A 24,092-nucleotide genomic window follows, 5' to 3' on the forward strand; every position below is an offset into this window, starting at 1 on the left:
TCTGCGGTCGTCACGGCGCGGTCCCTCCCGCGGCCTGGGTCGAGCCGGTCTGCGTTCCCTTGGCACGCCCGTGCAGCAGGATCGTCGGGTCGCGGTGGGCCAGAAGGCCGCGGGGGCGCCAGAGCATGATGAGCACCATGCCAAGGCCGAAGGCGACCATGCGGTACTGCTCGAGTTCGCGGAAGAACTCCGGCAGGCCGATGACCAGGAAGGTCGCCACCACCACGCCGAGCTGGCTGCCCATGCCGCCCAGCACCACGATGGCGAGGATGATCGCCGATTCGATGAAGGTGAAGCTCTCCGGGCTGATGAAGCCCTGGCGGGTGGCGAAGAAGGAGCCGGCGAAGCCGCCGAACATCGCCGCGATGGCGAAGGCGGCCAGCTTCATGTTCGTCCGGTTGATGCCGAGCGAGGCGCAGGCGATGTCGTCCTCGCGCAGGGCCTCCCAGGCGCGGCCGATCGCCAGCTTGCGCACCCGCAGCGTGAACAGGCTGACCAGCAGCGCCAGCACCAGGATCAGGTAGTAGAGGAAGATGATCCGGTGCACCGTGCTGAATTCCAGCCCGAACATCTCGGCGAAGGACGGCAGCCCGTCCGCCCCGTTGCGCGAGAAGTCGGCGATGCCGAAGAAGGTCGGGCGCGGGATGCCCGAGATGCCGTTCGGGCCGCCGGTGAAATCATACCAGTTGATCAGCACGATGCGGATGATCTCGCCGAAGCCGAGCGTCACGATGGCGAAATAGTCGCCACGCAGCCGCAGCACCGGGAAGCCGAGCAGCACGCCCGAGAAGGCCGCCAGCAGGCCCGCCAGCGGCAGGCAGAGCCAGAAGCTGAAGCCGAAATAATGGGCGAGCAGCGCATAGGAGTAGGCGCCCACCGCGTAGAAGGCGACGTATCCCAGGTCGAGCAGGCCGGCCAGCCCGACCACGATGTTCAGGCCCCAGCCAAGCATGATGTAGGTCAGCAGAAGGATGCCGATGTCGATCAGCTGGCGGTCGGCGAAGGGCATCATCGGGAAGGCCACGGCGAAGAGGATGCCGATGGGGGCCAGCCAGCGCGAGGCGTGCTGCACCTTCGCCGCGACGCGGTCCATGCGCTTGTCGCGCTCCGCCTGCGACAGGGTGCTGCGGTTGGTGACCAGCGTCAGTGCCGCCCGGATCGCCAGCACGGCGCCGCCCGCGATCAGCAGGACGCGCAGCTCCTCGCTCGGCAGCTCGATGAAGAAGCCGGCCGCCGCGGCGAGGAGGGAGAGAACCAGCACGACGAGCGCCCGCCCCTCGCGGATCAGGCCGAGCCCGAGCCGGCCGAGGAAGACCAGCAGCGTCACCGCGGCGACCTGGTCGAAGCGGGTGTCCAGGCCGAGGCCGGTCGGCTGGTCGACGCTGCGCAAGCCCACCAGCGGGACCGTCAGAAGCAGCGCCACGAAGGCGGTGAGCGCCGCCTCCCGGAGGATGGCGGGCCAGTCGACCGGACGCGCCGCCGGCGTGGATGCGGAAATCGTGGTCATTGCCTCACACCTTCTCGATTTCCGGACGGCCGAGCAGGCCGGTGGGACGGAAGATCAGCACGAGCACGAGGATCGTGAAGGTCGCGACGTCCTTCCACTCGCTGCCGATGTATCCAGCCCAGAAGGCCTCGATCAGGCCGATCACCACGCCGCCGAGCATGGCGCCGGGCAAGGACCCGATGCCGCCGAGCACCGCCGCGGTGAAGGCCTTAACCCCCGCCAGGAAGCCGATGTAGAAATCGATCACGCCGTAGATCAGCATCACCATCATGCCGGCCACGGCGGCCAGCGCCGCCCCCAGCACGAAGGTCAGCGAGATGACCCGATCGACGTTGACGCCGAGCAGGCCGGCCATCGTCTTGTCCTGCTCGCAGGCGCGCTGGGCGCGGCCGAGCGCCGTGCGCGAGATCAGCATCGTGAAGCCGTACATCAGCAGCAGCGTGATCACGATGGTGGCCAGACGCACGTAGCTGACCGACACCGCCCCGTCCAGCAGGGTCAGGTTGCCGGGCAGGATCGGCTGCAAGGGCTTGCTGCGGGCACCCTGCACGAGCTGCACGTAGTTCTGCAGGAAGATCGACATGCCGATCGCCGAGATCAGCGGCGCCAGGCGCGGCGAGCTGCGCAGGGGCCGGTAGGCGATCCGCTCGACGGTCCAGCCGTAAACGCTGGTGAACATCATCGAGGCGGCCAGCATCAGCAGGAGCGCCAGGGGCACCCAGGTGATGCCCAGCGCGCCGACCGCCAGGTAAGTGATCATCGCCACGAAGGCGCCGATCATGTAGATCTCGCCATGGGCAAAGTTGATCATGCCGATGATGCCGTAGACCATCGTGTAGCCAATGGCGATCAAGCCATAAATGGCGCCCAGCGACAGTCCGTTGATCAACTGTTGAAGAAAATATTCCATTCTATCCGCCTCGCCTCACCGCTTCTCATGGGCGTAAGCGACCAAGGCGGGCTCGTTCGCTACCCTGCACACGTGGAAGGCCGCTCCCTGGGATTGCTGGCTATGCAAAAAGTCGATAGCCGACATTCGTTATCGGTGAGGGACGTTAGCCCACCCGTATTAGACAGGGCAAGGGGGTAAAATCCTGCCGGGGGCCGGCGGGGAGCCCCCGTCATCAAATTGCAAAGAACTTGCGCAATCCCCGGAGTCGGGAAGCCTTAATGTTCAAAAAAGTCCCTTTTCCGATACGCAAGATGCGAGGGGAAAGACAGGGAAAATCCGGGCCTTGCGGCGTTGTCCCTTGAACTTCGGCCCCTGCCTTGTTTTTGGCGCCTGAAAAAGAGCACTTGCCCAGCAGGCAGGCATGTGGGCTCGGCCGGCGCAGGGGCATCCACCCGCCGCGGGAACGACCGCTCTAGCCGAAGGTCATAGCGATCCCGAGTCCACCGCCCGCCCATTCCACGGGAGGGCGACGGCGATCCCGGAATCGAAAAGGCCCCTTCCGATCGCTCGGAAGGGGCCTTTTCGTTCCGGCAGGTGCCGGAGGATCAGCGGGACGCGACGCTCTGGCCGGCCGGCGCCTCGGCCTTCTTCACCGCCGGCTTGGCGGCCGGCTTCTTGGCGGCGGCCGGCTCTTTCTTCGCCGGGGCCTTCTTGGCGGCGTCCTTGGCGGGCGCGGTGGTCCGGGCCGCCGGAGCCTGCGCGACCTGCACGGGCGGATCCGGGAAGCTGACGACCTGCACGCCGCAGAGCGGCTTGGTGGAGATGTGCATCAGGCCGGCGTTCTTCTCGTCGCCGGTCAGGGTGCGCAGGTCCTCCGGCGTCAGCTGCGTCGCCGCCTTGGAGCGGTCGATGAAGGTGCCGCAGAAGAGCTGCTCGCCGATGACGGCGGCCCGGCGGCTGCTCTCGTTCGCGAGCTCGGTGCGGAAGGTGTCGAATGCGCGCGTGGCGTTGCCGCCCTGCTTCTTGAAGTGCGCGATCATCGCCGCTTCGGAATTGGACACCAGCGCCCGGTGCTTGATCGTGAAGTCCTGGTAGAGGCTGAAGGGCTTCCGGTCCGGCATGAGGGTCTGGCACTTCAGCCCGACCACCATCATCTCCGTGTGCATGCGCAGCAACTGCTCGGCGGCATGCTCCTCGGGGCTGTAGCAGGCGGCGGAGCCCTTCGCGGCGGCCGGCTTCGCGGCGGCCTTGGCGGGCTTGGCGGCCGCCTTGGCCGGCTCGGCGGCGGCAGCCGGCAGGGCGGCGCCCGCGATCAGGACGGCCAGAACCGCGGCGGCGGCGCGGCGCAGGACAGGGGTGGACGTGCGGTCGGCGGCACGCTGGCGCATCATCTTAGGCTCCGAGTCCGTTGGCGCTACGATTAGGAAAATGGGGGCAGCCCCCCTCGTTCGACCCACTTCTACAAGATCGCCATGACCGGTCAACTGCTATCCCCGGCGGCGTGTTATTTGTCTCAGAGCGTGACTTTCCAATGCCACCGGCGGCGCTCCGATGCCGAGGGCATCTCCGGAATTCGGCATCCAAGGAGGTATCCGCGGCCATGTTTCGCATCGGCATCGATCTGGGCGGCACCAAGACGGAGGGCATCCTGCTCGATCCCGAGGGCAGGGAGGCCGCACGGCGCCGCGTGCCCAGCCCGCAGGGCGATTACGAGGCGACGCTGAGGACCATCGCGGAGCTGGTGGGTTTCCTGGACGGTGCCGCCGGCGGCCGCGCGGCCAGCGTGGGGATCGGCATCCCCGGCATCGTCTCCCCGGCGACCGGTCTGGTGAAGAACGCCAACTCGACCTGGCTGAACGGCAAGCCGCTCGACCGCGACCTCGAAGCGCTGCTCGGCCGTCCCTTGCGCGTCGAGAACGACGCCAACTGCCTCGCCGTGTCGGAGGCGGCGGACGGCTCCGGAGCCGGGTGCGGCGTTGTGTTCGCCGCCATCCTCGGCACGGGCTGCGGCGCCGGGATCGTGGTCCATGGACGACCGCTCTCAGGACGCAACGCCATCGGCGGGGAATGGGGCCACAACCCCCTGCCCTGGCCGACGGAGGCGGAAGGCGCGGGGCCGGCCTGCTACTGCGGAAAGAACGGCTGCCTTGAAACCTACGTCTCCGGCCCGGCCTTCGCCGCCGACCACCGGAAGGCGACCGGAGAGTCTCTCACCGCCGTGGAGATCGCGGCGCGGGCGTCGGAAGGCGACGCCGCATGCGTCGCCTCGATGCACAGGCTGACGGACCGCATCGGCCGCGGTCTCGCCGCCGTGGTGAACCTGCTCGACCCCGACGTGATCGTGCTGGGCGGCGGGCTTTCCAACCTGGACGCGCTCTACACGGCGCTGCCGCCGGTCGTCGGGCGCTGGGCCTTCTCCGACCGCATCGACACGCCCGTCCGCCGCGCCATGCACGGGGATTCCAGCGGCGTGCGCGGAGCCGCCTGGCTTTGGCGGCCGGAGGAGCTGGCCACGGCGGGCTGACGGGCACAGGCCGTGGACGGATGCCCTACTCGAACCCGTACATCCGTCCGGCAGGCCGGTTGTTTTCGCCCGAGGGGTTCCCCGCGGGCACGCGGTTGTTCGAGCCGAGGTTCAGCCGGTTCGAATAGGCCCTGCCGTTCTCCCCGGTTCCGAGCCGCTTCACGCCCTGCCAGTGGGACGGGCGCTGCTCGGGAATGGGTTGCGCCTGTTCGAGGTTCTGAAGCTCCGGCCCGGTCGGCACCATCTGCTCATAGACCCAGGGCTCGTAGGCCTGTTTCTGCGCCAGCGCCTGGCCGGGCAGGATCGCCGCCGAAACGCAGAACGCCAGGGCGGCGGCCGGCAAACGAAGCGTGCGAAGCATGGCGGACAGCCTTTCCTTCTTCGGAATCCGGCCCTCATAGCGCCGCAAGGCGCGTCCGCCGTCCAGCGGGGAGGCGCGTTACCACCGCGGGGAGCCCCCATCGGGCGTGGCCTGCGACTAGGGGTAGCGTCTTGCGGCATAGCCGCGATTTTGTTAGGACATACGGAATGTCAGCATTCCTAACATTCCAGGACCGCCGCATCGAACACCGCTGGATCCCTGGAATTGGGGAAACCGGAGGAACCGGGCCGACGCTCGTCTTCCTGCACCAGGGGCTGGGATCGACCTCCTCCTGGCGCGACTATCCCGACCGTCTGTCGGCGGCGACCGGCGCCCCGGCGCTGGTCTATTCCCGGCTGGGCCATGGCGGGTCCGACCCGATGACCGGGCCGCGGGGGCTGGATTACCTGCACCGCGAGGCGCTGGAGGTGCTGCCCGCCGTGCTCGACCAGATGGGCATAACGGACCCGCTGCTGGTCGGCCACAGCGACGGCGCCACCATCGCCCTGATCTTCGCGGCCTCCTCCGGGCGCCCCCTGCGCGGCGCCATCGTCGAGGCGCCGCACAGCTTCGTCGAGCCGATCACGCTGGAGGGCGTGCGCGAGGCGGCGGAGGAAACCAGGGCGGCCGACCTGATCGAGCGGCTGCGCCGCCACCACCGCGACCCCGAACCGCTTTTCCGCGCCTGGACGGACACCTGGCTGTCCCCTTCCTTCGCCGCCTGGAACATCGAGGGTCTTCTGCCCGCGATCCGCTGCCCGCTCCTGCTGATCCAGGGCGAGAACGACGAATACGGCACGCCAGAGCAGATCCACGCGGTGGCCCGGCAGGTCCGCGGGCCTGCCGAAACGCTGCTGCTCCCCTGCTGCGGCCACACACCGCACCGCGAATGCGAGGATCTGGTGCTGGAGGCCGGCGCCTCCTTCATCCGCGGACTCTCAGGCGGCATGGCGCCGCCGCTCGGTCAGGGGCGCGTTCCAGAAGCCAGGCTGTAGAGCGTCAGGGTGATGCGGCGCCCATTGTTGTAGTTGATGCCCTCGGCCACGCCATGGCGGACCGGCTCGGTCCCGGCCAGCGCGCCCCGGAAGGGGGCTTCCTGCCGCGATTCGACCAGCGCCAGGGCACAGGCCCCGCCCTCGGCAAGGTGGCGTGCCGCTTCGGCGCCGTCGACGAGCCGCGTCCCGGTCCCCAGCAGGAAGACGAGGCTCGGCTCGCTGTAGCCGGCCGAGGCCACGACACGGCCGGGGCATGGCGCCACCCGGGCGACCGTCCGGGCCGCCTGCCGGCTAATCCAGATCCCGTCCACCGAGGGCAGCACCGCGCCGTAGGCGACGGCGTAGAGCACCCCCACGGCGGCCAGCCCGGCGGCCAGGCCGTTGCGGACGCGCCGCTCCGCAACGAGCCGGACGGCGAGCAGGAACAGCACCGACGCCACCGGCACCATGGCGACGGCCAGCGGATGAATGAAGCCGTCGACCAGCCAGGGAAGCAGCGCGACCGCGACCGCCAGCGCCACGAAGCCGAGCGTGCCGAGCCCCGCCGCCACCGCGAACAGCGGCCGCCCGCCCCGCCCCTCCGCGAAACCGGCCGGGCGGGGGGCCATCCAGCCCGCGAGCATGGCGCCGGCCAGGATGGCGATGGCCGGGAAGACGGGCAGCGTGTAGTGCAGCAGCTTCGTCGGAACGGCCTCGAACACGATCCAGCTCGGCAGGATCCAGACGATGCAGAAGCGCACGGCGTCGGTCCGCCGGTTCGCCCAGGCCCAGGCCGCGGCGAGCGGAGCCAGGAAGGACCAGGGCGCGAAGGTCACCCAGAAGGTGCCGAGGTAATAGCCGGGCGGCAGCCCCTTCCCTTCCTGCCCGCCGGCGACCTTGCCCATCATGTCATGCCCGACGGACTCGGCGAAGAAGGAGCCGCCGGTCTTCACGGTGATGGCGATCAGCCAGGGTGCCGCGATGGCGGCCACGATGGCGAGCCCGGCGAGCGGCTTCAGGCGCTTCAGCCAGGCCCATTCCCGGTCCCACAGGGCGAGCCCCAGGGCCGTGGTGCCCGAGACGAGCAGGACGATCGGCCCCTTCACCAGGATGCCCAGCCCCGCCGCGATCCAGAAGACCAGCGGCGGCGCCCATCCCGGCGCGGGTCCACGGCGCCCCAGGTAAAGGGCGGCCAGCGCGCCCTGTCCCGCCACGATGGTGGCCAGAAGCACGGCGTCGGTCTTCGCCATGCGCGCCTCGACACCGAGCACGACGCAGGAGGCCATCAGCAGTCCGGCGATGAAGCCGGTGGCCGGGCCGAACAGGCGCGCCCCCGCCCAGCCGGTGGCGAGCACGGAGGCGACGGCCCCCAGCAGGGACGGAACGCGGTAGGTCCAGATGCGCTTGGGCTCCGTTCCGCCCAGCAGCTCGGTCGCGGCGGCCTGGAGCCAGTAGATACCGATGGGCTTCTTGTGGCGCGCCTCCTCCTGGAAGCGGATGTCCACGAGGTCACCGCTTTCCTGCATCTGGAAGGAGGCCTGGGCGAAGCGCGCCTCGTCCCGGTCGAAGGGCGGAAGGTCGAAGAAGCCCGGCAGGAACAGCGCCACGGCGACCGCCGCGAGCAGCAGATAGGCAAAGGCCGGAAGTCGGCCACCGGCGGAGGTCCGGGCGGGATCAGGATCGGTCACGGCTCGCCGGCCTTCCGCTGGTTCGGGATGAAATGGAATGCGACGGCGTGCTCGATCATCGGGGATCCCAGGCCGGCCTCAGCGCTCTTCGACGGAGGCCGGCACGACGGTCCGGCGTTTCAGCCAATAGACGCCGAGCAGATCGACGACGCCGACCAGCCCGCGCTGCCAGTTCGTGTATTTCGAGGTTCCGCGCTCGCGCGGGCGATGGTTGACCGGCACATAGGCGACCGGATGGCCATGCGCCTTGAACAGGGCCGGCAGGAACCGGTGCATGGCACCAAAGAAGGGCAGATCGAGGAAGGCGTCGCGGCGGAACAGCTTGAGGCCGCAACCGCTGTCGGTGCAGCCGTCCTGAAGGAAGGACTGGCGCACGGCGTTGGCGAAGCGGGAGGCGAAGCGCTTGGACAGCGTGTCGCGCCTACTCAGGCGCAGCCCGCCGACCAGCACCGGCCGCTCTGCCCCCTCGCCGCCGGAGGCGCGCTCGAACAGTGCCGGGATGTCCGCCGGGTCGTTCTGCCCGTCGCCGTCCAGCGTCGCGACCCATTCCCCGCGCGCCGCCTTGACGCCCGTGCGCACGGCCGCACTCTGTCCGGACCGGCGCAGATGCCGGACCAGGCGCAGGCGCCCCGACGCCACCGCCTCGGCGAGCCGCGCCACCGTGCCGTCCGTCGAGCCGTCATCGACATAGACGACCTCGAACGCCACGCGGCCCGACAGCGCCCGCTGGATCTCGTCGAGCAGCGGCAGCACGTTTTCGGCCTCGTTGAAGACGGGAACCACGACGGACAGCCGCACCGGCCGCCCCTCGCCCGCTTTCCCGTCCACGGTTGAAATGCTCACTTCTGCTATCCCATTCGCCAAGCGGGCGGCAAAATACCCCCGCGGCGATGGGAGCGGTAGCGGAAAAGCCCGAAGGCCGGCCCTCGCAAACCGGGCCTCCCGCACGCACGCCCATTGTTGCGTCGAAGCGGGCACTTCAGAACGAAAAATCCCCCTGTGTGGCCGGCCCTCCGCCGGACCCACAGGGGGATCACGTCAAACAATGCCGTGCGGAACCTTTCGGCTCAGCCCCGGCCACCCGCCACCGGGACCGGCACGTAGCGCAGGTCGCCGTTGCGGCTCACCAGCATCAGGACGGTCTTGCGCCCCTGCTCGCGCGCTTGGTTGATGCGGGACTGCAACTCGTCCGGCGAGCGGACCGGCTCCTGGGACGCCTCCAGGATGACGTCGCCGGGATCGATGCCGCGGTCGGAGGCGGGGCTGTCCGGGCCGACGTCGGTCACCACCACGCCTTCCACGTCGCCGCCGATGGAGAAGGTCTCACGCAGCACCGGGGTGAGCGGCGCGAGCTTCAGCCCCATGACCATCTTGGAGTCGGTCGGCTCCGACGCGGCGGGAGGCTCGCCACTGGACCCCGACGAGGCGATCTGCTCCTCCGGCGGGGCCAGCTCGCCCACCGTGACCTGGACGGTCTGCGAGGCGCCGTCGCGCATCACCGCGACGTCCACGGTCTTGCCGATCTCGGTCGCGGCGACGACACGCGGCAGGCTGCGCATCCGCTCGATGGTCTGGCCGGCGAAAGCGGTGATCACGTCGCCCTGACGCAGGCCCGCCTCCCCGGCCGGGCTCGCGGGATCGACGCTGGTGACAAGGGCGCCCTCCGGCTCGGACAGGCCCAGGCTGTCGGCGATGTCCGGCGTGACCCGCTGCACCTGGACGCCCAGCCAGCCCCGGCGCACGCGCCCATGGTCCCTCAACTGCTCGATGATCGGGCGGGCGACCGCCGAGGGAACCGCGAAGCCGATGCCCACCGAGCCGCCGGTCGGGGAGTAGATGGCCGTGTTGATGCCGATCACCTGGCCGTCCACGTTGAAGAGCGGGCCGCCGGAATTGCCGCGGTTGATCGAGGCGTCGGTCTGGAGATAGTCGTCGTAGGGACCCTGCTGGATGTCGCGGGCGCGGGCGGACAGGATGCCGGCGGTCACCGACCCGCCGAGCCCGAACGGGTTGCCGATGGCGACGACCCAATCCCCGACGCGGACTTGGTCGCTGTCGCCCCAGTTCGTGGCCGGCAGGGGCCTGTCGCTGTCCACCTTCAGCAGGGCGAGGTCTGTCGCCGCGTCGGACCCGACGAGCGTGGCGTCCAGCCGGGTGCCGTCATGGAGGATCACGGCGATCTCCGACGCCTCGGACACCACATGGTTGTTGGTCACCACGAAGCCGGACCCGTCGATGATGAAGCCCGACCCGAGCGCCGAGGCCGGTCCCGGCGGCGGCGTCGGGGCCTGCTGCTGGCGCTTGCGGAATTCCTCGAAGAATTCGCCGAAGGGTGAGCCCGGCGGGAACTGCGGCATGCCGGGGATGCCCGACCCGTCCGGACCGGCCTGTGCCTGCGGGGAAGCCTGCGTCGTGGAAATGTTCACGACCGTTTCGAGCTGGGCCTGGGCCAGCGGCGCGAAGGTCTGCGGGCGTTCCTGCGGCACCGGCATGGGGCTCGCCGCCGGTGGGCTGCTGCCCGGCTGCTCCTGGGCCTGGAGCGGAGCGGCCAGCAGCAGCGCCGTGATGGCCGCCGGCAGCAGGATGCTTGCCGGGCGCCGGGTGGACTCGGATGAATGCGGCATGGACGGTCTCCGCCAGTCGGACAGCACGCGCCCGCAAAGGGCAATGTCTCGACAACAGAACGCGCGAGAACGCATTCCGGCTCCGCCGGTATTTTGAAAGCTCCCCTTTTGGGCAGGAGTTTTAAAAAAGGAACCGCGCCTCCGTCCGTACCGACTATGTTTTTAGTTCCGCGGGGAGCCCGCCCATTCTCCGGAGTCCTGTCCGGGACGCCCGCCGGACTGTCCGGAACGCATACGCCGGAATGGCTCCAGCACTGCATTTTTGGTTTCACGCGCAAAGATATGCTGGTATTTTCGCCGACAGTCCCCGATATTCATCGGTACCGACAACATCGTCCGCAAGAACACGGCATCGACGGCAATCGTGCGCGCTCCCGGCGCGACGGTTCGTCAATTGCGTGCGATACGGCTCAAGCAGTTACCGCATGACGCAGAATTCACTTTGGCAACCGAGCGACATAATGAACGCAGAAACCGGCAACGAACCGGAATCTCCGAAGAAGCGCGGACGTATTCCTCAGTCGGCTTGGCCGCAGATTCTTGAACGTTACCGGGCCGGCGCGACATTGTCCGCGATCGCCCGGGAGTTCGAGTGCACGCCGAGCGCCATTTCCTACATTCTCCGCAAGGCCGAGTCGGCCGACGCCGAGGCCGGCGGAGAGACCGAGGCTGCCACCGACGCCGCCGAGGCGCCCGCGCGGGCCAAGCCGGCGGGACGCCGGGGCGTGCGCGCCGTGTCCAGCGAGCCGCCCGCCGAAACGCCGGAGGCCGGCACGGACGGCACGGACGCGGCCCCCGCGCCCGCCAGCGCGGCGGAGCCCGCGGAAGCCGCCCCGCCCGCCGCTGCCGCCCCGGCGCCCGCTCCCGCACCGGCTCCCACCAGCTCGCATGGGACGGAAACCTTGCGCCTCAACCGCCCGGAGCCGCAGCCCGTGGCGCAGGCCACCGCGCCGCAGCCCGCTCCGGCGGCCCCGGTTCCGGCGGCCGAGCCCGCGCGCGGCACCGCCGTCCGGGCGGAGCCGACGCCTCCGGTGGACGCGGTGGAAGGCCGCCTGCGTGAAACGGCGCGCGGTTGCCTCAGCGCCTACCGCAGCTGGCGCCAGCAGCCCGGCGAGGGGTCGATCCAGGCCCTTTCCGAGGCGGTGCATGAGCTTCGCAAGGCTTTGGCGCGCATCGAAATCGACATGTCGGCGAGCCGCCGCGAAGAGCAGGCGATCCGCCCCATTCCGATCCCGGCCCACCGTACCTCCCGCCGCACACCCTAAACCGGCGCGGCATCTCAGCGAAGACGCTACTGCTTGACCGTGAAGTGCCCTTCTTCCCTTGGAAGAAGGGCATTTTCATTGCTGTAATGTTAGCGTCACGAACTGCTTGTATCACCAATACAGCCCAAAGAGTGTGTGCCCAATCACCGTTTTCTGTACGCATGCGCGCCAGGTTTCCGTTATATTGCAAAAAATTCAGGCAAGACGTTGCAGGAAACGCGGCATGCCCTATCGGAAAAACGATGAACTGCCCGAGTCGGTCAAAGGCACGTTGCCCGTTTCCGCACAGGACATTTATCGTTCCGCCTTCAATCATGTCTGGCAGGAATGCCGCGGCATGGCCACCCCGGCCAGCGTGACGGCCCCCACGGACCAGGTTGCCCACAAAGTGGCCTGGGCAGCGGTCAAGCGCCGCTTCGAACTCATCGGCGGCGACTGGCAGCCGAAATATTAGGCCCCAATTACTAAGCGTCGAAGCGAGCTGCGGGTTGATCGCACTTTCCCGCGCGGCTCGTTTTCAAAATGAGGTTTTCAAGGCGCGCCGCCATTGGCGCGCCTTGCTTGTTTTCCATCAGGCTTCCGGTTTTCGTCAGGCGGCGTGAGACTGCCGTAGCGACCGGGCCATCCGGGTCATGTCGGCCACTTCGCTGGGGGGAACGCGGTCGCGGATCAGCGGCACCATTTCCCCCTGCTCCCGCAGCAGCTGCTTGTCGAACAGGCTCTTCAGCTCCTCGAAATCCGTGAGCCAGCGCCCGTCGGCATCGTGAGACTCCGTGCGCCGCGCGAGATCGGTCGCCAATTCGACGATCCGCTGGTTCCAGCCCTTCAGGGCGTCCAGAAGCTCACCGCTCGCCGCCTGTTCCAGATGCGGGAAGACGACCGCTTCCAGCACGGTCCCGTGCTTCTCCCACAATTTGGCCAGTTGGGTCATTTCCCCGGCGCGCTTCTTCCAGGCCGGCTGTTCGGCGTTGCCGATCATGGCGAATATTTCACGCCCGGCCTCAAAGTCGGATTCAAGAATTTCCGCGATCATGACGCAAGGTCTCCGCTTCCAGATCTTGCAGAAGAACCCTGCGGAAGCGCGGCGGTTCCCTGCCTAACTCCCCGTTCCCGGCGCCGCTCCAGGCGGCGTCCCCGGTGCGGACGGCTCCTCGCCGCTCTCCCCGGCGGCATCCGGCCTGTCGGGAAGGACCGCGAAGCTGCTGAGATCGCCCTTGGCGCGCTCTTCGGGGGGGAGGCGCCCATTCACCAGGAAACAGATGTTCTCGGCGATGTTCGTGGCGTGGTCGCCGGCGCGCTCGATCGACTTCGCGACGAACAGCAGATGGGTGCAGCCGGTGATCTGCGCCGGGGTTTCCATCATGTAGGTCAGGAATTCTCGGAAAAGGCTGGTGTAGGCGGCATCGACCTCGCCGTCGCGGTCGCGCACGGCGGTGGCCAGCGCCGCATCCTGCTCGACATAGGCCCGCACCACGTCATGGATCATGCCCTCGACCGTCCGGCCCATCCAGGACAGCGACGCGGCGGGCGGGAGGACCGGCAGGGTGGACAGCGTGACGGTGCGCTTGGCGACGGAGCTAGCGAAGTCGCCCATCCGCTCCAGGTTCGAGGCGATCTTCATGGCCGCGACGATCTCCCGGAGATCCTTGGCCATGGGCTGGCGGAGCGCCAGGGTCCGCACGACCATGGCCTCGACCTCCAGTTCCAGGCGATCGATCGCCGCGTCGCCGCGGACGACGGCGGTCGCCCGCTCGGCGTCGTTCTCGGCAATGGCCGCGAGTGCGGCGGAGAACTGCTCGCCGACGAGGCGCCCCATTTCCGCGATCGTTCCGTGGAGTTTCTTCAGTTCCGCATCGAAAGCGGTCACCGTGTGTCCGACTGCCATTGTCCCCTCCCGACGGTCGCACGCGCCGGCCGAAAGCCGCGCTCAAGACTGCGCCAAACATGGGGACGCATGCCGCCACCGCCAGTCCGCAGTTTCGCACACGCAAAACTTTCACCGTCCGCAACGCCAAGCCATGAAATCCGCGGGCACGCCGCCGCGCGCGCGCAAATCCGCCACACGCTTAACGATTCACGCAGACAATTTTAAGACAATGGCCGCACGGGACGGCGAATGCGCCGCACGCGGGGGATATGGAAGATGACGCCTCATGAACTGGTCGCCATGCTCGAAAAGCATGAGCGCTGGCTTCACAACAAGCAGGGTGGCAGCCGTGCCAATCTGACGATGGCCGTTCTGGAAGGAGCGAACCTCTCAGGCATCAACCTTTCGTCGGGCAAGCTTTCGGGCGCCAACCTCGTGCGCTGCGATCTTTCCAACGCCGATCTCAGCCATGCCGACCTGTTCGCCGCACAACTGGTCAAGGCCGATTTGAGCGGCTGCAACATGTACCGGGCCGACCTGCGCGGCGCCCGGCTGCGCGGCGCCAAGATGAAGCGCGCCATCCTGAAGGAGGCCGATCTGCGCGGCGGCGCCCTGCTTTACGGCGGGAACGACGGGAACGGCAAGGGGCTGAACTTCGTCCGGGCGGATCTTTCCAACAGTGAATTCGACGACGCCCAGATGTCGAACGCGAACCTGTCCGGCGCCGACCTCAGCGACGTGTCGATGAACGGGGTGGACTTCGAGGGCGCGCATCTGGCCGGCGCGACGCTGGCGCGCTCCAGCATGAAGAACTGCAACCTGTCCCGGGCGGACCTGCGGGGCTGCAACCTCTCCGGCGTGAACCTTCAGGGGGCGACGCTGCGCGACGCCAACCTCACGGGGGCCGTGCTCACCGGCGCCAGCCTGCGCAACGCCAACCTGGAGGGCGCCAAGCTGGAAGGCGTGGACCTCGCCGATGTGGACACGACGGGTGCCAACCTCGCCCGCTCGGCGGAGAATTTCCCGGTCCAGATCCAGGAAGCGCTCCACAACCACTTCAACTGGATCAACACGAACGGCACCTTGGGGGCGCGGGCCGACCTGACCCGGGCCGACCTCGCGCACATCGACCTGCACGGCGTGAACCTGTCCGGCGCCAACCTCAAGGGCGCCAACCTCGCGGGCGCCAACCTCCGCGACGTTATGCTGATCATGTGCGACATGACCGGGGCGGACCTGCGCGACGCCGACATCAGCAACGCCATTCTCGACGGGGTCAACCTGCGGGGCGCCGACCTGTCCGGCGCGCGGCTCGACGGAACGGGAATCGGCTGCGTCGACATCAAGGGGGCGGACGGCCGTCCCACGGGGCGGCTCTGGGCCGCCAACCTGACCGGCTGCAAGTTCGTCGGCAGTTCCTGCGTGCGCACGAACCTGCGCGGCGCCAACCTGTCCGACACGGACTTCACCAACGCCGACCTGACCGGCGCGATCCTGTCGGACGCCAACATCCGCGACGCCGTCTTCACCGACGCGAACCTGACCGGGACCAGCCTGCCCCCGCTGCCCGATCCGGACGACTGAACCGCTCCTCAGGCCCAGACACCGCCGCCGAGCAGATCGCCCCGGCGCGCGGCGGAACCGAGCGCCTGCACCGCCCCATAGGCGGCGGCCCCACGAGCGGGCGGAGTCGATGCCCCCGCGCCGTCCCCGGCCGCGCTGCCCGGTCCGGCGCCGCCGCTCCCCTCCCCCATCCGCTCGCGCTGAAGCTCCTGCCGGGCCTGCGCCTTCTTGGCGTCCGCCTGTTGGGCGACCCGCAGGTCCTGGGGGGACGGATCGGAGGGAGCGAGTGCGGCGGCCTTGACCGTGTCCATCTTGCGGATGGTCGCGGCCGGGTCGCGTTCGGCGCTGACGTCGATGGGCACCTCGCCCGCGACGGCATAGTTCTTCCCGTCGGACCCACGCGTGTAGGTGAAGGACGCGCCGCCGGCGTGCGGCCCGCCCGCCGCCTGGTGCGCCGCCTCATGCTGCCGGACCTGCGCGTCGGTGCGCCGCAATTCCTGGATGTCGCGGTTCTGCGCAGGCGTCCCCGCCCCTGTGGCTCCATCCTCCGCCGCCGCGCCGCCGTCACCGCGAGCACCACCCATCCGGGCGCCGCGAAGCTGCGCCAAGCCGTAAGCAACACCGGCGGACAGGGCGGAGATCATGCTCCCCTCGCGTTGCGGGCATCCGTTCCGATTTTACACCCGCCGCCGGAGCGCGGCAATCCGGCAGCGAAAGCGATGGGGAGAGGACCGACGCACGCTTCCAAGCGGCCGGGCCGCGCATCTCGATAGCTGTTGAAAATTTTTCTAAAACACGCTTTCGTATGTATTGCCCGGTTTCGCTAATAATCCTAGGCACTGTTTGGAATCATCGATCCACCGATGTTTGCTGTTGCTCGCAGAATGATCGCCCGTTTTGCGCCGCTGGTGGCGCTGCTGTCGTGGGCGTGCACCGTGTCGGCTGGGGAGCCGGCGCGGTCGGCGCCCCATGCATCCGGTCCCGGCGCTTCCACCTTCGTGGGGCGGCTCTCTCCGGTCGAAGAGGCCTTCTCCGAGCGGACCGGCGAGCCGCTGACCATCTTCGGGGCGGGATTGTTCGCCGGCTCCGAACCGCCCGCTCCCTCCTCCGGCGCGGTTGGGGGTGACTACCGGCTGGGAATCGGCGATGCGCTGACGGTGAGCCTGCGCGGACGGGTCTCCTTTTCGAAGCGTTTCTTGATCGACAGCGCCGGCCAGATCCTGATCGACGACCTGCGCCCGATCACCGCCGCCGGCCTCACGCTCGACGCGTTGCGGGCGGAGATCGACGCCTCCGTCGGCGCGCTGCACCGGGACACGGATGCGTTCGTCTCGCTGGCCGAGGTGCGCCGCATCGGGGTGCTCGTGGCGGGAGAAGTGGCAAGACCGGGCGTCCATCAGATGACCGCCTTCTCCACCGTGCTCGACGCGCTGAATGCTGCCGGCGGCGTCGCGCCGCACGGATCGCTGCGGAAAATCCGGCTGCTGCGGCACGGCGCCCCCCACGGCGCCCCGAGCGACTCATCGGGCGGCTCATCGGGCGGCGGCACGGTCATCGATCTCTACGACCTCCTGCTGGCGGGCGGCGGCGGCAACGCCGGGCTGCGGCTGCGCGACGGTGACACGCTGTTCGTGCCGACGCTCGGCGACACGGTCGCGGTCGCGGGTCCCGTCAAGCGCCCCCATGTCTTCGAGCTTCCCCAGGACCAGACGCGCCTGTCGGTGCGTGCGCTGACCGACCTGGCGGGCGGCGTGATCAGGCCGGGGGCGCATCGGGCATTGCGCCTTTTCCTGCGCCCCACCGGCGAGGAGACGGCCGAAGAGGTCGCTGACCGGGAAGCCCCCCTGCTCGGAAACGGCGACATATTGGTCCTGTCGCCCGCGCAGGAGAACCGGCGCGGTCTCGTCCGGCTGGACGGCCATGTGATCCGCCCCGGCCCTCGCGCCCTGCGCGAGGCACCGACGCTCGCCCGCCTTGTCGGGCGGGCGGACCTCGCGCCGGCTCCCTACCTTCCCTTCGCGATCCTCGCCGGCCAGGACAGGAACACCGGGACAGTAGGTTTGCGGGCCGTGGATCTCTCCGAGATCCTGAATGGCCGTGACGACCGCGCGCTCGCCGAGGAGGACGTGCTGTATGTCCTTGGTGCCGAGGAGGTGGACTTCCTGTCGTCCGAGCCCGTTCTGGCTCTGCTGCGCGGGTCCCCGCAGCCGCCCCCAAAAAGCTGCGCGGGCTTGGTCATGCTGGCACGCACCCTGTCCGCCGCGCCGCGCGGCACGCTCGCCGACGGGGCGCAGGCCCGCGCCGCAGCCACCATGACGGGCGCGCGCGGACCCTGCCCCCCGCTGTTCGATCGCGTTCCGGACCTGCTGGTCTTCGCGCTGGAGCATTCCGAACTGCGGAGGGGCGGCGGCGGCAGGCCGGGATTTCACCCGGTTGCCGGGAACATGCGCCACCCCGGCCGAACGCACCGTCCGGGAGTGAGGGGTGGCAGCGGCGTGCTGGACGGCGAGGAGCCGCGCTACGAAATTCGCGGCCATGCCCGCCATCCCGGCGTCCGCTCGCTCGAGGGAGGCGTCACTCTGCGCGACGCGCTGTCCGGCGGCGACGAAGCGCTGCCCGGCGTCTATCCCCTTTTCGCCGTGCTGGAGCGCTTCGACCGCCGCACTCTGACCCCCAGTCTCATCCCCTTCTCTCCGCAAGAGGTCGCCACCAGGGGATTTGACCGGGTCCTGTCGGATCACGACGTCATCCATCTCTTCTCGGCGCGGCAGATCAGGGCGCTGATGGACGAGCCGGAGGACGAGCGGAAGGAACCCGAAACGCCCGATCCGGAAAGCAAGGTCCCGCCGGAGGGAGGCAAACCAAGAACCACCAAGGCGGCCCCTGGGGAGGCGCCGATGCGCGGCAAGAGCGTGCAAGCGCCGCCCTCTCCTACTGAACCTCCCGAGGATGGGATCGGCGATGCAGTCTCCGAGCCGGCCATTGCGCGGCTGATCCAGGAGCACGGCGTCTGGCTCCGCGGTCATGCCCAGCGGCCGGGCAACTACCCGGTCGCCGTTCCGACGCCTCTCGAGTCGATCATTGCGGCAGCGGGCGGGTTGAGCGTTCACGCCGATCCTTCGGCCATCGAAACGAACAGCGCATCGGGCCGGCGCACTGTCGCGGACCTACGGTCGCCGGGCACCGGCCGCCTTCTGCTCGGGCCGGGCGATTCGGTCCGGATCGCCGCGTCCGTGCGGATCATGGAGGGCCGTTCCGTCACCATCGAAGGGCAGGTGAACCGGCCCGGCGAGTACGACATCCAGCGCGGGGAGACCCTTTCGTCGCTTATCGAAAGGGCCGGCGGTCTGACGGAGGTGGCTTATCCCGCCGGCACGATCCTCACCCGCGAATCCGAACAGCGGCGGATCAGGGGCGAACAGCTCGAAACGGCCATGGAGGTGGACCGCTGGCTGGCCACGAACCTTCAGAAGGGGGAAGGCGTCAAGCCGGAGCAGATCGCGCGCGCGCAGCTCCTTTCCGCGAAGTTGCACGAAGCGAAGCCCGACGGACGCATCGTCGTGGAGTCGGACCCGGCCGTTCTTGCCGCTCGGCCCGAACTGGACATGCTGCTGGAAGCGGGCGACCGCGTGGTGATCCCGAAGCGGCCGCTCTCCGTCGCCGTTTCCGGCGAGGTGCTGAACACCGGAAGCTTCCAGTTCGTCAGCGGGAAGACAGCCGAGGATTACCTGCGCGACGCGGGCGGCCTCACGCGCGAGGCCGACCATGACCGGATTTATCTGAAGCTGCCCAACGGGGCCGCGCAGCCGCTCGCCCTGTCGTCCTGGAACCACACGGTCACCGTGGTTCCGCCCGGCTCGGTGATCGTGGTGACGCGCGATCCGGAACCCTTCGAGTTCCTGGAACTCTCCAAGAGCATCGGCGGCATCCTGAGCCAGCTGGCGATCACGGCGGCCTCGATCTCGGTGATCGCGGATTGATCCCGGCCCGCACCGGACCCGCTCTGGCCATCCTGACCGTCGTGCGCGACGACCTCGCCAGTTTGCGGGACACGCGCGCCAGCCTGCGCGCGCAGGACCGGCAGGATTTCGCCTGGATCGTCGTCGACGGCGGCTCCACGGACGGCACGGCCGCATGGCTCGCCGCGCATGACGATGAGCTGTTCTGGTGGCGCTCGGCGCCCGACCGGGGGCTCTACGACGCCATGAACGTCGCGCTGGAGGCGGCGCTGCGTACGGGCGCCGAATCGGTGCTGTTCCTGAACGCCGGCGACCGTCTGGTCTCCCCCTGCACCGTCGCGCGGCTGCTCGCCGCGCTCGAAGGCGCGCCGCACGCGGGCCTGCTCTATGGCGACGCGCTGGAGCGGCTTGAGGATGGCCGCCTCATCCGCAAGACCGCGCGTTCCCACCGCTTGGCCGTCCTTGGCATGTTCACCCATCATCAGGCCATGCTGTACCGGAGCCGCGCCGTCGCGGACCTGCGGTTCGACTTGCACCACGGCATCGCGGCGGATTACGGCTTCACCCTGCGGACCCTGGCACGGTCGGAAACTGCGGTGAGGCTGCCCTACCCCGTCTGCGTCTTCGCGCCGGGAGGTCTTTCGCAACGGAACGCCCGGCAGGGCCGAGCGGAGCAGACCGCGATTCGCCGTGAGTTGCTCGGAATGGGATTTGGGCCGGCGGCGATCATCCAGGCGCTTCAATGGCTTGCGTTAACCATAAGATGCAATCTCCCCGGTATTTACGTGAAATTGCGCTTCTCAATTTTAGAAAGATTGTTTCTTTTTCGTTAATTTGACTGTTTGAGCCCTAACAAACCGTTGATGCCCACAACGAGTTGTATAATACCATTGGCTGAATGGCACAGCCATTGACCTTTATCTGGTCCAGCATCGCACCTGCTTTGAGGGTTGACCGATGAGTGCAGCCAAAGTGAAGCTTGCCCCCGCCCACACTCTTTCGCGTCGGGGGGAAGGTCCGAATCCCATCGACATTCATGTGGGTGCACGGCTCCGCTTACGGCGCACGTTACTTGGGTTAAGCCAGGAAAAGCTGGGCGAGGCGGTCGGAATCACCTTCCAGCAGCTCCAGAAGTACGAGCGCGGCTCGAACCGGATCAGCGCCAGCCGCCTGTTCAACCTGTCCCAGGTTCTCGGCGTACAGGTCAGCTACTTCTTCGAGGACCTGTCCACGCCGGACGGCCAGAAGCTTGTGGCGCTGTCCGAGGGTGCCGCCGAAAGCGACGAGGTCGACTCGATGGCCCGGCGCGAAACGCTGGAACTGGTGCGTGCCTATTACCGCATCGACGACACCGCCGTCCGCAAGCGCACCTTCGACCTGCTGAAGGCGCTGGGCGGCGAGAAGGCCGCGCTCGCCGCCGAATAGGGCGCGTGGCGAACAGGCCGGCCGCCGAAGGGCGACGCTCACCCGTCGCGGACCGGCTCCTCCGGAATCGGCGCCGCGCGGCGTCGCAACGTTGCCGGATCGCGGCCCTTTGCGTCGATCTGCCAGTAATAGAAGGCGCGGGCCAGCGCGTGATGCAGGCCCGCGCCGCCGTCGAGAAAGCCCATCTTCAGCACGTAGCCGTGCAGGAAGACGCACAAGGGCCGGCACGGGAGCCGCGCGAACATTCCCTTCAGGCGACGGCGCAGGCCCCTCTCGCGGCCGGCGAGCGGCTTCAGCCGTCCATCCGCCCGTAACGCCGCCTCCCAGTCCGAATAACGGTTGTGCCGTTCGAACCATGCGGACAGCGGCTTGCCGTCTCCATGATCGAGCGGGTGGCGCAGGCGCCCGACCGGCCCGCCTATGTCCGGCTGGTAGTGGCCTTCGACCTCCCACATGGAAGCGACGTCGAGATCCGGCACCGGCGCCCAGGAGGCCCGCCGGCGGTCGAACAGCGCCAGTTTGCGGTTCCAGGCACCGAAACGCAGGCGGCACCCGAGGAACACCGGCCTGCCGTCGATGAAGTAGCCCGCCATCCGGGGGCCAGCCCGCATCAGGCCGGCGATCTCCTCCACCAGTTCCGGCGTCGGCCGCTCATCCGCGTCCACGAACAGGACCCAGTCCGATGCGAAGGGCAGATGGTCCAGGCACCACTGCTTCTTCTTCGGGTAGGCGCCATTCCAGCGGTAGGGCACGACCCGCGCGCCGAACGCCGCCGCGATGGCCGGCGTGCCGTCGGTGCTGCCGCTGTCCACGACGAACCGTTCGGCGAAGCGGTCGAGCGAGGCCAAGCAGGATGGCAGGTTCACCGCCTCGTTCCGCGTCATGACCACGACCGACACGGGGATCGCCATGGAAGTTGGACTCGCTGGAGTTTTGCTCGTGGAAGCAGGCCTCATGTGAGCAGGCCTCATGTGAGCAGGCCTGGGCCGGGCGCCGGAACAGGCGGCGAATCGCGCAATGCCGCGCGCAGGCACACCAGAAGCAAACCGACGACGAAGCCCACGAATCCCGCGATCGGAACAATCACCAGCGGGTCCGGCCAGTCCGGGCCATCTCCGGCATAGGGTGGCTCCAGAAGGTCGGCGGCATAGGGAAGATCCACTTCAAGCATCATCGAGACGCGTTCCTGATGGGCCAGCAGGTCCGCGAGCGCGCGGCGGTGCTCTTCCATCGTCAGCCCGCCCATCCGCGCCTTCACATGGGCGATCTGAACCGCGCTCCGCCGTGCCGCCTCGTCGCGCAGATGCGCGTCGGTGGCCTTCGCCGCGCGCTCCAGCAGGCCAATGGCGAGGGCGCGGTCGGGATGGCGCAGCTCGACGCGCCGCATCGGGCCGGTCCCCACCCGCTCCACCGTCATGCCGTCACGCAAGGCGCGGGCGACACGCTCGGCGTCCGGTTCCAGCCAGTCCTCTCGCCCCAAGAGAGCCAGGAACAGCCGCCTCAGCGCCGGTCCCGCGCCCACGGGCGGGCGCCATGCCGCCCGTTCGGAATCCCAGCGATCGGGGAAGAGCCGTCTCGCAAGATCCGGATCGGTGCTCATCAGCCGCGCCGCGACCGGCCGGGACGCCAGCAGCTCCAGATAGCGCGTGTAATCCGACAGCGTCTCATCCCCCGGCCCCGGTTCCGCCAGGTGATGGCCCGAGCTGTGCGGCGGAGCGTCAGCAGACACCGGCACGCGCGGGCCGGCGGCGGCACCGGCGCGGGCGGTCGGGCCGACCAGCATAGTCGCCGTGTGCTGCGGCGTGATGGCGTGCAGCATCAGGACCGCAGCGGCCAAACCCGCGACGGCCGATCCGGCGAGCAGCTGCCAGCCGTTTCGCAGGCTGCTGGCCAGCGCCCGCAGTTCGCCGCCGGTCGTCCGGGCTCCGTCCCCTGCCCGTTCTGCCTCCGGTACGAAAAGGCCCAGCCCTCCCTCAGCCATGCGGCATCCCTCCCGCCAGGGCACGGGGCTCTGCCCCGCCATGACGCGCCAGTGTGTCCCGCAGGATTGTCCCGAGCCGCCGCGCCGCGTCATCCGCCGTCCAGGATGCGGCAGCCCTCGACGCCCTGCGCCCCTCGGCGTCGCGCAAGTCCGGGTCCGCCGCGTAACGCCGTATGGCCCCGGCAAGGCCCTGCCCATCCGTGGGCTCGATCACGCGCCCGCATCTCCACCGCGTCACCAGCCGCGCCGCGTCGCTCCCCGGCGGTCCCAGGAACAGGACGGGCCGACCCGCCGCCAGGGCACCGCCGACCTTGCTCGGCACCATCATTCCGCAGGCCCTCGGGTCGAGGCTGGCGAGGTGGAGGTCGGCGGCCGACAGGCTCTCGGCCAGCCGCCCGGCGGGCTGCCGGGGAAGGAAGCGCAGGTTGTCCAGTGCCCGCCTCCGTGCCGCCTCCTGCACGGCGGCGAGGCCGCGCCCAGCGCCCGTCAGCAGGAACAGGATGGCAGGATCGGTGCGTTGCAGCTCCTCCGCCGCGTCCAGCAGCCCGGCCATGGGGTGCGCCAGCCCGAAGTTGCCGGAATAGGCCACGACCGGCCGGTCACCGATCCCGAGATCCCGCCGGAACGCGTTCTGGGCGTGCGGCACCGGCCGGATGAGAGGATCGGGCCAGTTGGGCAGGACGGCGATGCGCCGGCGCGGGACTCCCATGGCCGCGATACGGTCGGCCATGCAGTCGCCGAGTGCCAGGACGGCGTCGCAACGGCGGAGCGCCGACACGGTCACGGCTTCCAGAAGCGTGTGGGCGAATGCCGGCAGCCGCACGCCGACCAAGGGCATAAGCGCCGGGTAAAGATCCTGGCACCAGTGCAGCGCCGCCGCGCGATGCCGGGCCGCGAGGATCGATCCGAGAACCGCCAGGAGCGGCGGGTCGGTCATCGTCACCACCAGATCGTGGCGCGGCAGGGCCAGCCCCCGACGGAGCAGCCGGCCCCACGCCGCGCCATAGGCCGCTGTCCGCGGCGCCACTTCCTGGGACGATGGCGTGCCGGCGCGCAGGACGGTCACATCGCGCGGAGCATCGTCCGGCGGCTCGTCCGGCGCGATGCCGTCCGCCAAGACCGTAACCCGGAAGCCGGACGCGGCGAGCCGTCCGGCCAGATCGGCGAGCACCCGCCCGGTCGCCCCGACATCCGGCGGGAACACGCGGTTGACGAACAAGATGGACGGTCCCATTCCCGCAACGGCTCCCTGCCCTGACGAATACACTCATAAGTATTCACGGCACGAAGCAGCTGGCAACGACTTCCGCAGCGGTCCTAATCCGCACGCGCCGGCGCGGCGGCGTTGCCCATGACCGTCCGCCTCCGTTATAGAAAATGGCGCGGCGCAGTCATGGACGGCCGGTCCGGAATGCGCCGACTCGGAAGCCGGACGCCACCGCGCTCGACGGACCAGACCATC

At 69.0% G+C, this 24,092-nt stretch carries 21 protein-coding genes; 8 read left to right on the plus strand and 13 right to left on the minus strand.

Going from position 1 to position 24,092, the window contains the following annotated elements; all coding sequences use genetic code 11:
* Window positions 1-10: 10 nt before the first annotated feature.
* From livM to JUB11_RS07265, 3 genes are all read right to left on the minus strand, one after another.
* Complete coding sequence (gene livM, locus JUB11_RS07255) at window positions 11-1,507, minus strand: high-affinity branched-chain amino acid ABC transporter permease LivM (protein WP_207457795.1); 1,497 nt, start codon at window positions 1,505-1,507, stop codon at window positions 11-13.
* 4 nt (window positions 1,508-1,511) lie between these two features.
* On the minus strand, window positions 1,512-2,417 hold the full coding sequence (locus JUB11_RS07260) for a branched-chain amino acid ABC transporter permease LivH (protein WP_207457798.1): 906 nt from the start codon (window positions 2,415-2,417) through the stop codon (window positions 1,512-1,514).
* A gap of 587 nt (window positions 2,418-3,004) precedes the next feature.
* A complete protein-coding gene (locus JUB11_RS07265) occupies window positions 3,005-3,790 on the minus strand; it encodes a hypothetical protein (protein WP_207457800.1) in 786 nt (261 codons plus the stop codon).
* A 209-nt stretch (window positions 3,791-3,999) separates the two neighbouring features.
* Here JUB11_RS07265 and JUB11_RS07270 point away from each other — a divergent pair, with 209 nt between their 5' ends.
* Window positions 4,000-4,923: an ROK family protein gene (locus JUB11_RS07270; RefSeq protein ID WP_207457801.1), complete on the plus strand. Its 924-nt coding sequence runs from the start codon at window positions 4,000-4,002 to the stop codon at window positions 4,921-4,923.
* A gap of 25 nt (window positions 4,924-4,948) precedes the next feature.
* Here JUB11_RS07270 and JUB11_RS07275 read toward each other — a convergent pair whose 3' ends face one another.
* Window positions 4,949-5,284, minus strand: a complete 336-nt coding sequence (locus tag JUB11_RS07275) for a hypothetical protein (protein ID WP_207457802.1) — start codon at window positions 5,282-5,284, stop codon at window positions 4,949-4,951.
* A gap of 167 nt (window positions 5,285-5,451) precedes the next feature.
* On the opposite strand from JUB11_RS07275, the gene JUB11_RS07280 reads away from it, so the two are divergent.
* Window positions 5,452-6,279, plus strand: coding sequence for an alpha/beta hydrolase (locus JUB11_RS07280; RefSeq protein WP_207457803.1), 828 nt, complete (start codon window positions 5,452-5,454; stop codon window positions 6,277-6,279).
* On the opposite strand, the gene JUB11_RS07285 is transcribed toward JUB11_RS07280, so the two are convergent.
* The 3 genes from JUB11_RS07285 to JUB11_RS07295 form a co-directional block, all read right to left on the minus strand.
* Window positions 6,249-7,946 (minus strand): glycosyltransferase family 39 protein, encoded by a 1,698-nt coding sequence (locus JUB11_RS07285; RefSeq protein WP_207457804.1) that lies wholly within the window; start codon window positions 7,944-7,946, stop codon window positions 6,249-6,251. The genes JUB11_RS07280 and JUB11_RS07285 overlap by 31 nt on opposite strands.
* Window positions 7,947-8,024: 78 nt before the next feature.
* Window positions 8,025-8,789, minus strand: a complete 765-nt coding sequence (locus tag JUB11_RS07290; protein WP_207457805.1) for a glycosyltransferase — start codon at window positions 8,787-8,789, stop codon at window positions 8,025-8,027.
* Between the two features lie 224 nt (window positions 8,790-9,013).
* The gene (locus JUB11_RS07295) at window positions 9,014-10,570 is read right to left on the minus strand and encodes a DegQ family serine endoprotease (RefSeq protein ID WP_207457806.1); all 1,557 of its coding nucleotides are present in this window, start codon (window positions 10,568-10,570) and stop codon (window positions 9,014-9,016) included.
* A gap of 566 nt (window positions 10,571-11,136) precedes the next feature.
* Here JUB11_RS07295 and JUB11_RS07300 point away from each other — a divergent pair.
* Together JUB11_RS07300 and JUB11_RS07305 are read left to right on the plus strand one after the other, a co-directional pair.
* The gene (locus JUB11_RS07300; RefSeq protein ID WP_247886908.1) at window positions 11,137-11,835 is read left to right on the plus strand and encodes a hypothetical protein; all 699 of its coding nucleotides are present in this window, start codon (window positions 11,137-11,139) and stop codon (window positions 11,833-11,835) included.
* Window positions 11,836-12,058: 223 nt separating this feature from the next.
* Window positions 12,059-12,289, plus strand: coding sequence for a ChaB family protein (locus tag JUB11_RS07305; protein WP_207457810.1), 231 nt, complete (start codon window positions 12,059-12,061; stop codon window positions 12,287-12,289).
* A gap of 135 nt (window positions 12,290-12,424) precedes the next feature.
* On the opposite strand, the gene JUB11_RS07310 is transcribed toward JUB11_RS07305, so the two are convergent.
* Window positions 12,425-12,868 (minus strand): hemerythrin domain-containing protein, encoded by a 444-nt coding sequence (locus tag JUB11_RS07310; RefSeq protein WP_207457818.1) that lies wholly within the window; start codon window positions 12,866-12,868, stop codon window positions 12,425-12,427.
* Between the two features lie 63 nt (window positions 12,869-12,931).
* Window positions 12,932-13,720, minus strand: a complete 789-nt coding sequence (gene phoU, locus JUB11_RS07315) for a phosphate signaling complex protein PhoU (protein ID WP_207457820.1) — start codon at window positions 13,718-13,720, stop codon at window positions 12,932-12,934.
* A gap of 258 nt (window positions 13,721-13,978) precedes the next feature.
* Here phoU and JUB11_RS07320 point away from each other — a divergent pair, with 258 nt between their 5' ends.
* Window positions 13,979-15,286, plus strand: coding sequence for a pentapeptide repeat-containing protein (locus JUB11_RS07320; protein ID WP_207457822.1), 1,308 nt, complete (start codon window positions 13,979-13,981; stop codon window positions 15,284-15,286).
* A gap of 8 nt (window positions 15,287-15,294) precedes the next feature.
* Here JUB11_RS07320 and JUB11_RS07325 read toward each other — a convergent pair whose 3' ends face one another.
* On the minus strand, window positions 15,295-15,909 hold the full coding sequence (locus tag JUB11_RS07325; RefSeq protein WP_207457824.1) for a putative metalloprotease CJM1_0395 family protein: 615 nt from the start codon (window positions 15,907-15,909) through the stop codon (window positions 15,295-15,297).
* A 240-nt stretch (window positions 15,910-16,149) separates the two neighbouring features.
* On the opposite strand from JUB11_RS07325, the gene JUB11_RS07330 reads away from it, so the two are divergent.
* The 3 genes from JUB11_RS07330 to JUB11_RS07340 all read left to right on the plus strand — a co-directional run bounded on the left by JUB11_RS07330 (window position 16,150) and on the right by JUB11_RS07340 (window position 20,649).
* Window positions 16,150-19,245 (plus strand): SLBB domain-containing protein, encoded by a 3,096-nt coding sequence (locus JUB11_RS07330; protein WP_207457827.1) that lies wholly within the window; start codon window positions 16,150-16,152, stop codon window positions 19,243-19,245.
* Window positions 19,242-20,057: a glycosyltransferase gene (locus tag JUB11_RS07335; RefSeq protein WP_211112453.1), complete on the plus strand. Its 816-nt coding sequence runs from the start codon at window positions 19,242-19,244 to the stop codon at window positions 20,055-20,057. Before JUB11_RS07330 ends, JUB11_RS07335 begins: the two co-directional genes overlap by 4 nt.
* A 124-nt stretch (window positions 20,058-20,181) precedes the next feature.
* A complete protein-coding gene (locus tag JUB11_RS07340; RefSeq protein WP_207457829.1) occupies window positions 20,182-20,649 on the plus strand; it encodes a helix-turn-helix transcriptional regulator in 468 nt (155 codons plus the stop codon).
* A 38-nt stretch (window positions 20,650-20,687) separates the two neighbouring features.
* Here the strand turns inward: JUB11_RS07340 and JUB11_RS07345 are convergent, their stop codons facing one another.
* Genes JUB11_RS07345 through JUB11_RS07355 form a run of 3 tightly spaced genes read right to left on the minus strand, consistent with a single transcriptional unit; the run spans window position 20,688 to window position 23,864 of the window.
* Window positions 20,688-21,560 carry a glycosyltransferase family 2 protein gene (locus JUB11_RS07345; RefSeq protein WP_207457832.1) on the minus strand — a complete coding sequence of 291 codons (873 nt, stop codon included), beginning with the start codon at window positions 21,558-21,560 and terminating at the stop codon, window positions 20,688-20,690.
* Between the two features lie 56 nt (window positions 21,561-21,616).
* Window positions 21,617-22,630 (minus strand): hypothetical protein, encoded by a 1,014-nt coding sequence (locus JUB11_RS07350; protein ID WP_207457834.1) that lies wholly within the window; start codon window positions 22,628-22,630, stop codon window positions 21,617-21,619.
* Window positions 22,623-23,864 carry a glycosyltransferase family 4 protein gene (locus tag JUB11_RS07355; protein ID WP_207457836.1) on the minus strand — a complete coding sequence of 414 codons (1,242 nt, stop codon included), beginning with the start codon at window positions 23,862-23,864 and terminating at the stop codon, window positions 22,623-22,625. The genes JUB11_RS07350 and JUB11_RS07355 overlap by 8 nt, the downstream gene beginning before the upstream one ends.
* Window positions 23,865-24,092 lie beyond the last annotated feature (228 nt).

This window comes from Azospirillum sp. SYSU D00513 (genome assembly GCF_017356015.1).
Lineage (GTDB): Bacteria > Pseudomonadota > Alphaproteobacteria > Azospirillales > Azospirillaceae > Azospirillum.

Coding starts and splice junctions, on each gene's coding strand:
- phoU (WP_207457820.1), bottom strand. CDS start 13,720: ATGGCAGTCGGACACACGGTGACCGCTTTCGATGCGGAACTGAAGAAA.
- livM (WP_207457795.1), bottom strand. CDS start 1,507: ATGACCACGATTTCCGCATCCACGCCGGCGGCGCGTCCGGTCGACTGG.
- JUB11_RS07310 (WP_207457818.1), bottom strand. CDS start 12,868: ATGATCGCGGAAATTCTTGAATCCGACTTTGAGGCCGGGCGTGAAATA.
- JUB11_RS07350 (WP_207457834.1), bottom strand. CDS start 22,630: ATGGCTGAGGGAGGGCTGGGCCTTTTCGTACCGGAGGCAGAACGGGCA.
- JUB11_RS07260 (WP_207457798.1), bottom strand. CDS start 2,417: ATGGAATATTTTCTTCAACAGTTGATCAACGGACTGTCGCTGGGCGCC.
- JUB11_RS07265 (WP_207457800.1), bottom strand. CDS start 3,790: ATGATGCGCCAGCGTGCCGCCGACCGCACGTCCACCCCTGTCCTGCGC.
- JUB11_RS07275 (WP_207457802.1), bottom strand. CDS start 5,284: ATGCTTCGCACGCTTCGTTTGCCGGCCGCCGCCCTGGCGTTCTGCGTT.
- JUB11_RS07280 (WP_207457803.1), top strand. CDS start 5,452: ATGTCAGCATTCCTAACATTCCAGGACCGCCGCATCGAACACCGCTGG.
- JUB11_RS07345 (WP_207457832.1), bottom strand. CDS start 21,560: ATGGCGATCCCCGTGTCGGTCGTGGTCATGACGCGGAACGAGGCGGTG.
- JUB11_RS07320 (WP_207457822.1), top strand. CDS start 13,979: ATGACGCCTCATGAACTGGTCGCCATGCTCGAAAAGCATGAGCGCTGG.
- JUB11_RS07355 (WP_207457836.1), bottom strand. CDS start 23,864: ATGGGACCGTCCATCTTGTTCGTCAACCGCGTGTTCCCGCCGGATGTC.
- JUB11_RS07305 (WP_207457810.1), top strand. CDS start 12,059: ATGCCCTATCGGAAAAACGATGAACTGCCCGAGTCGGTCAAAGGCACG.
- JUB11_RS07330 (WP_207457827.1), top strand. CDS start 16,150: ATGATCGCCCGTTTTGCGCCGCTGGTGGCGCTGCTGTCGTGGGCGTGC.
- JUB11_RS07325 (WP_207457824.1), bottom strand. CDS start 15,909: ATGATCTCCGCCCTGTCCGCCGGTGTTGCTTACGGCTTGGCGCAGCTT.
- JUB11_RS07295 (WP_207457806.1), bottom strand. CDS start 10,570: ATGCCGCATTCATCCGAGTCCACCCGGCGCCCGGCAAGCATCCTGCTG.
- JUB11_RS07270 (WP_207457801.1), top strand. CDS start 4,000: ATGTTTCGCATCGGCATCGATCTGGGCGGCACCAAGACGGAGGGCATC.
- JUB11_RS07340 (WP_207457829.1), top strand. CDS start 20,182: ATGAGTGCAGCCAAAGTGAAGCTTGCCCCCGCCCACACTCTTTCGCGT.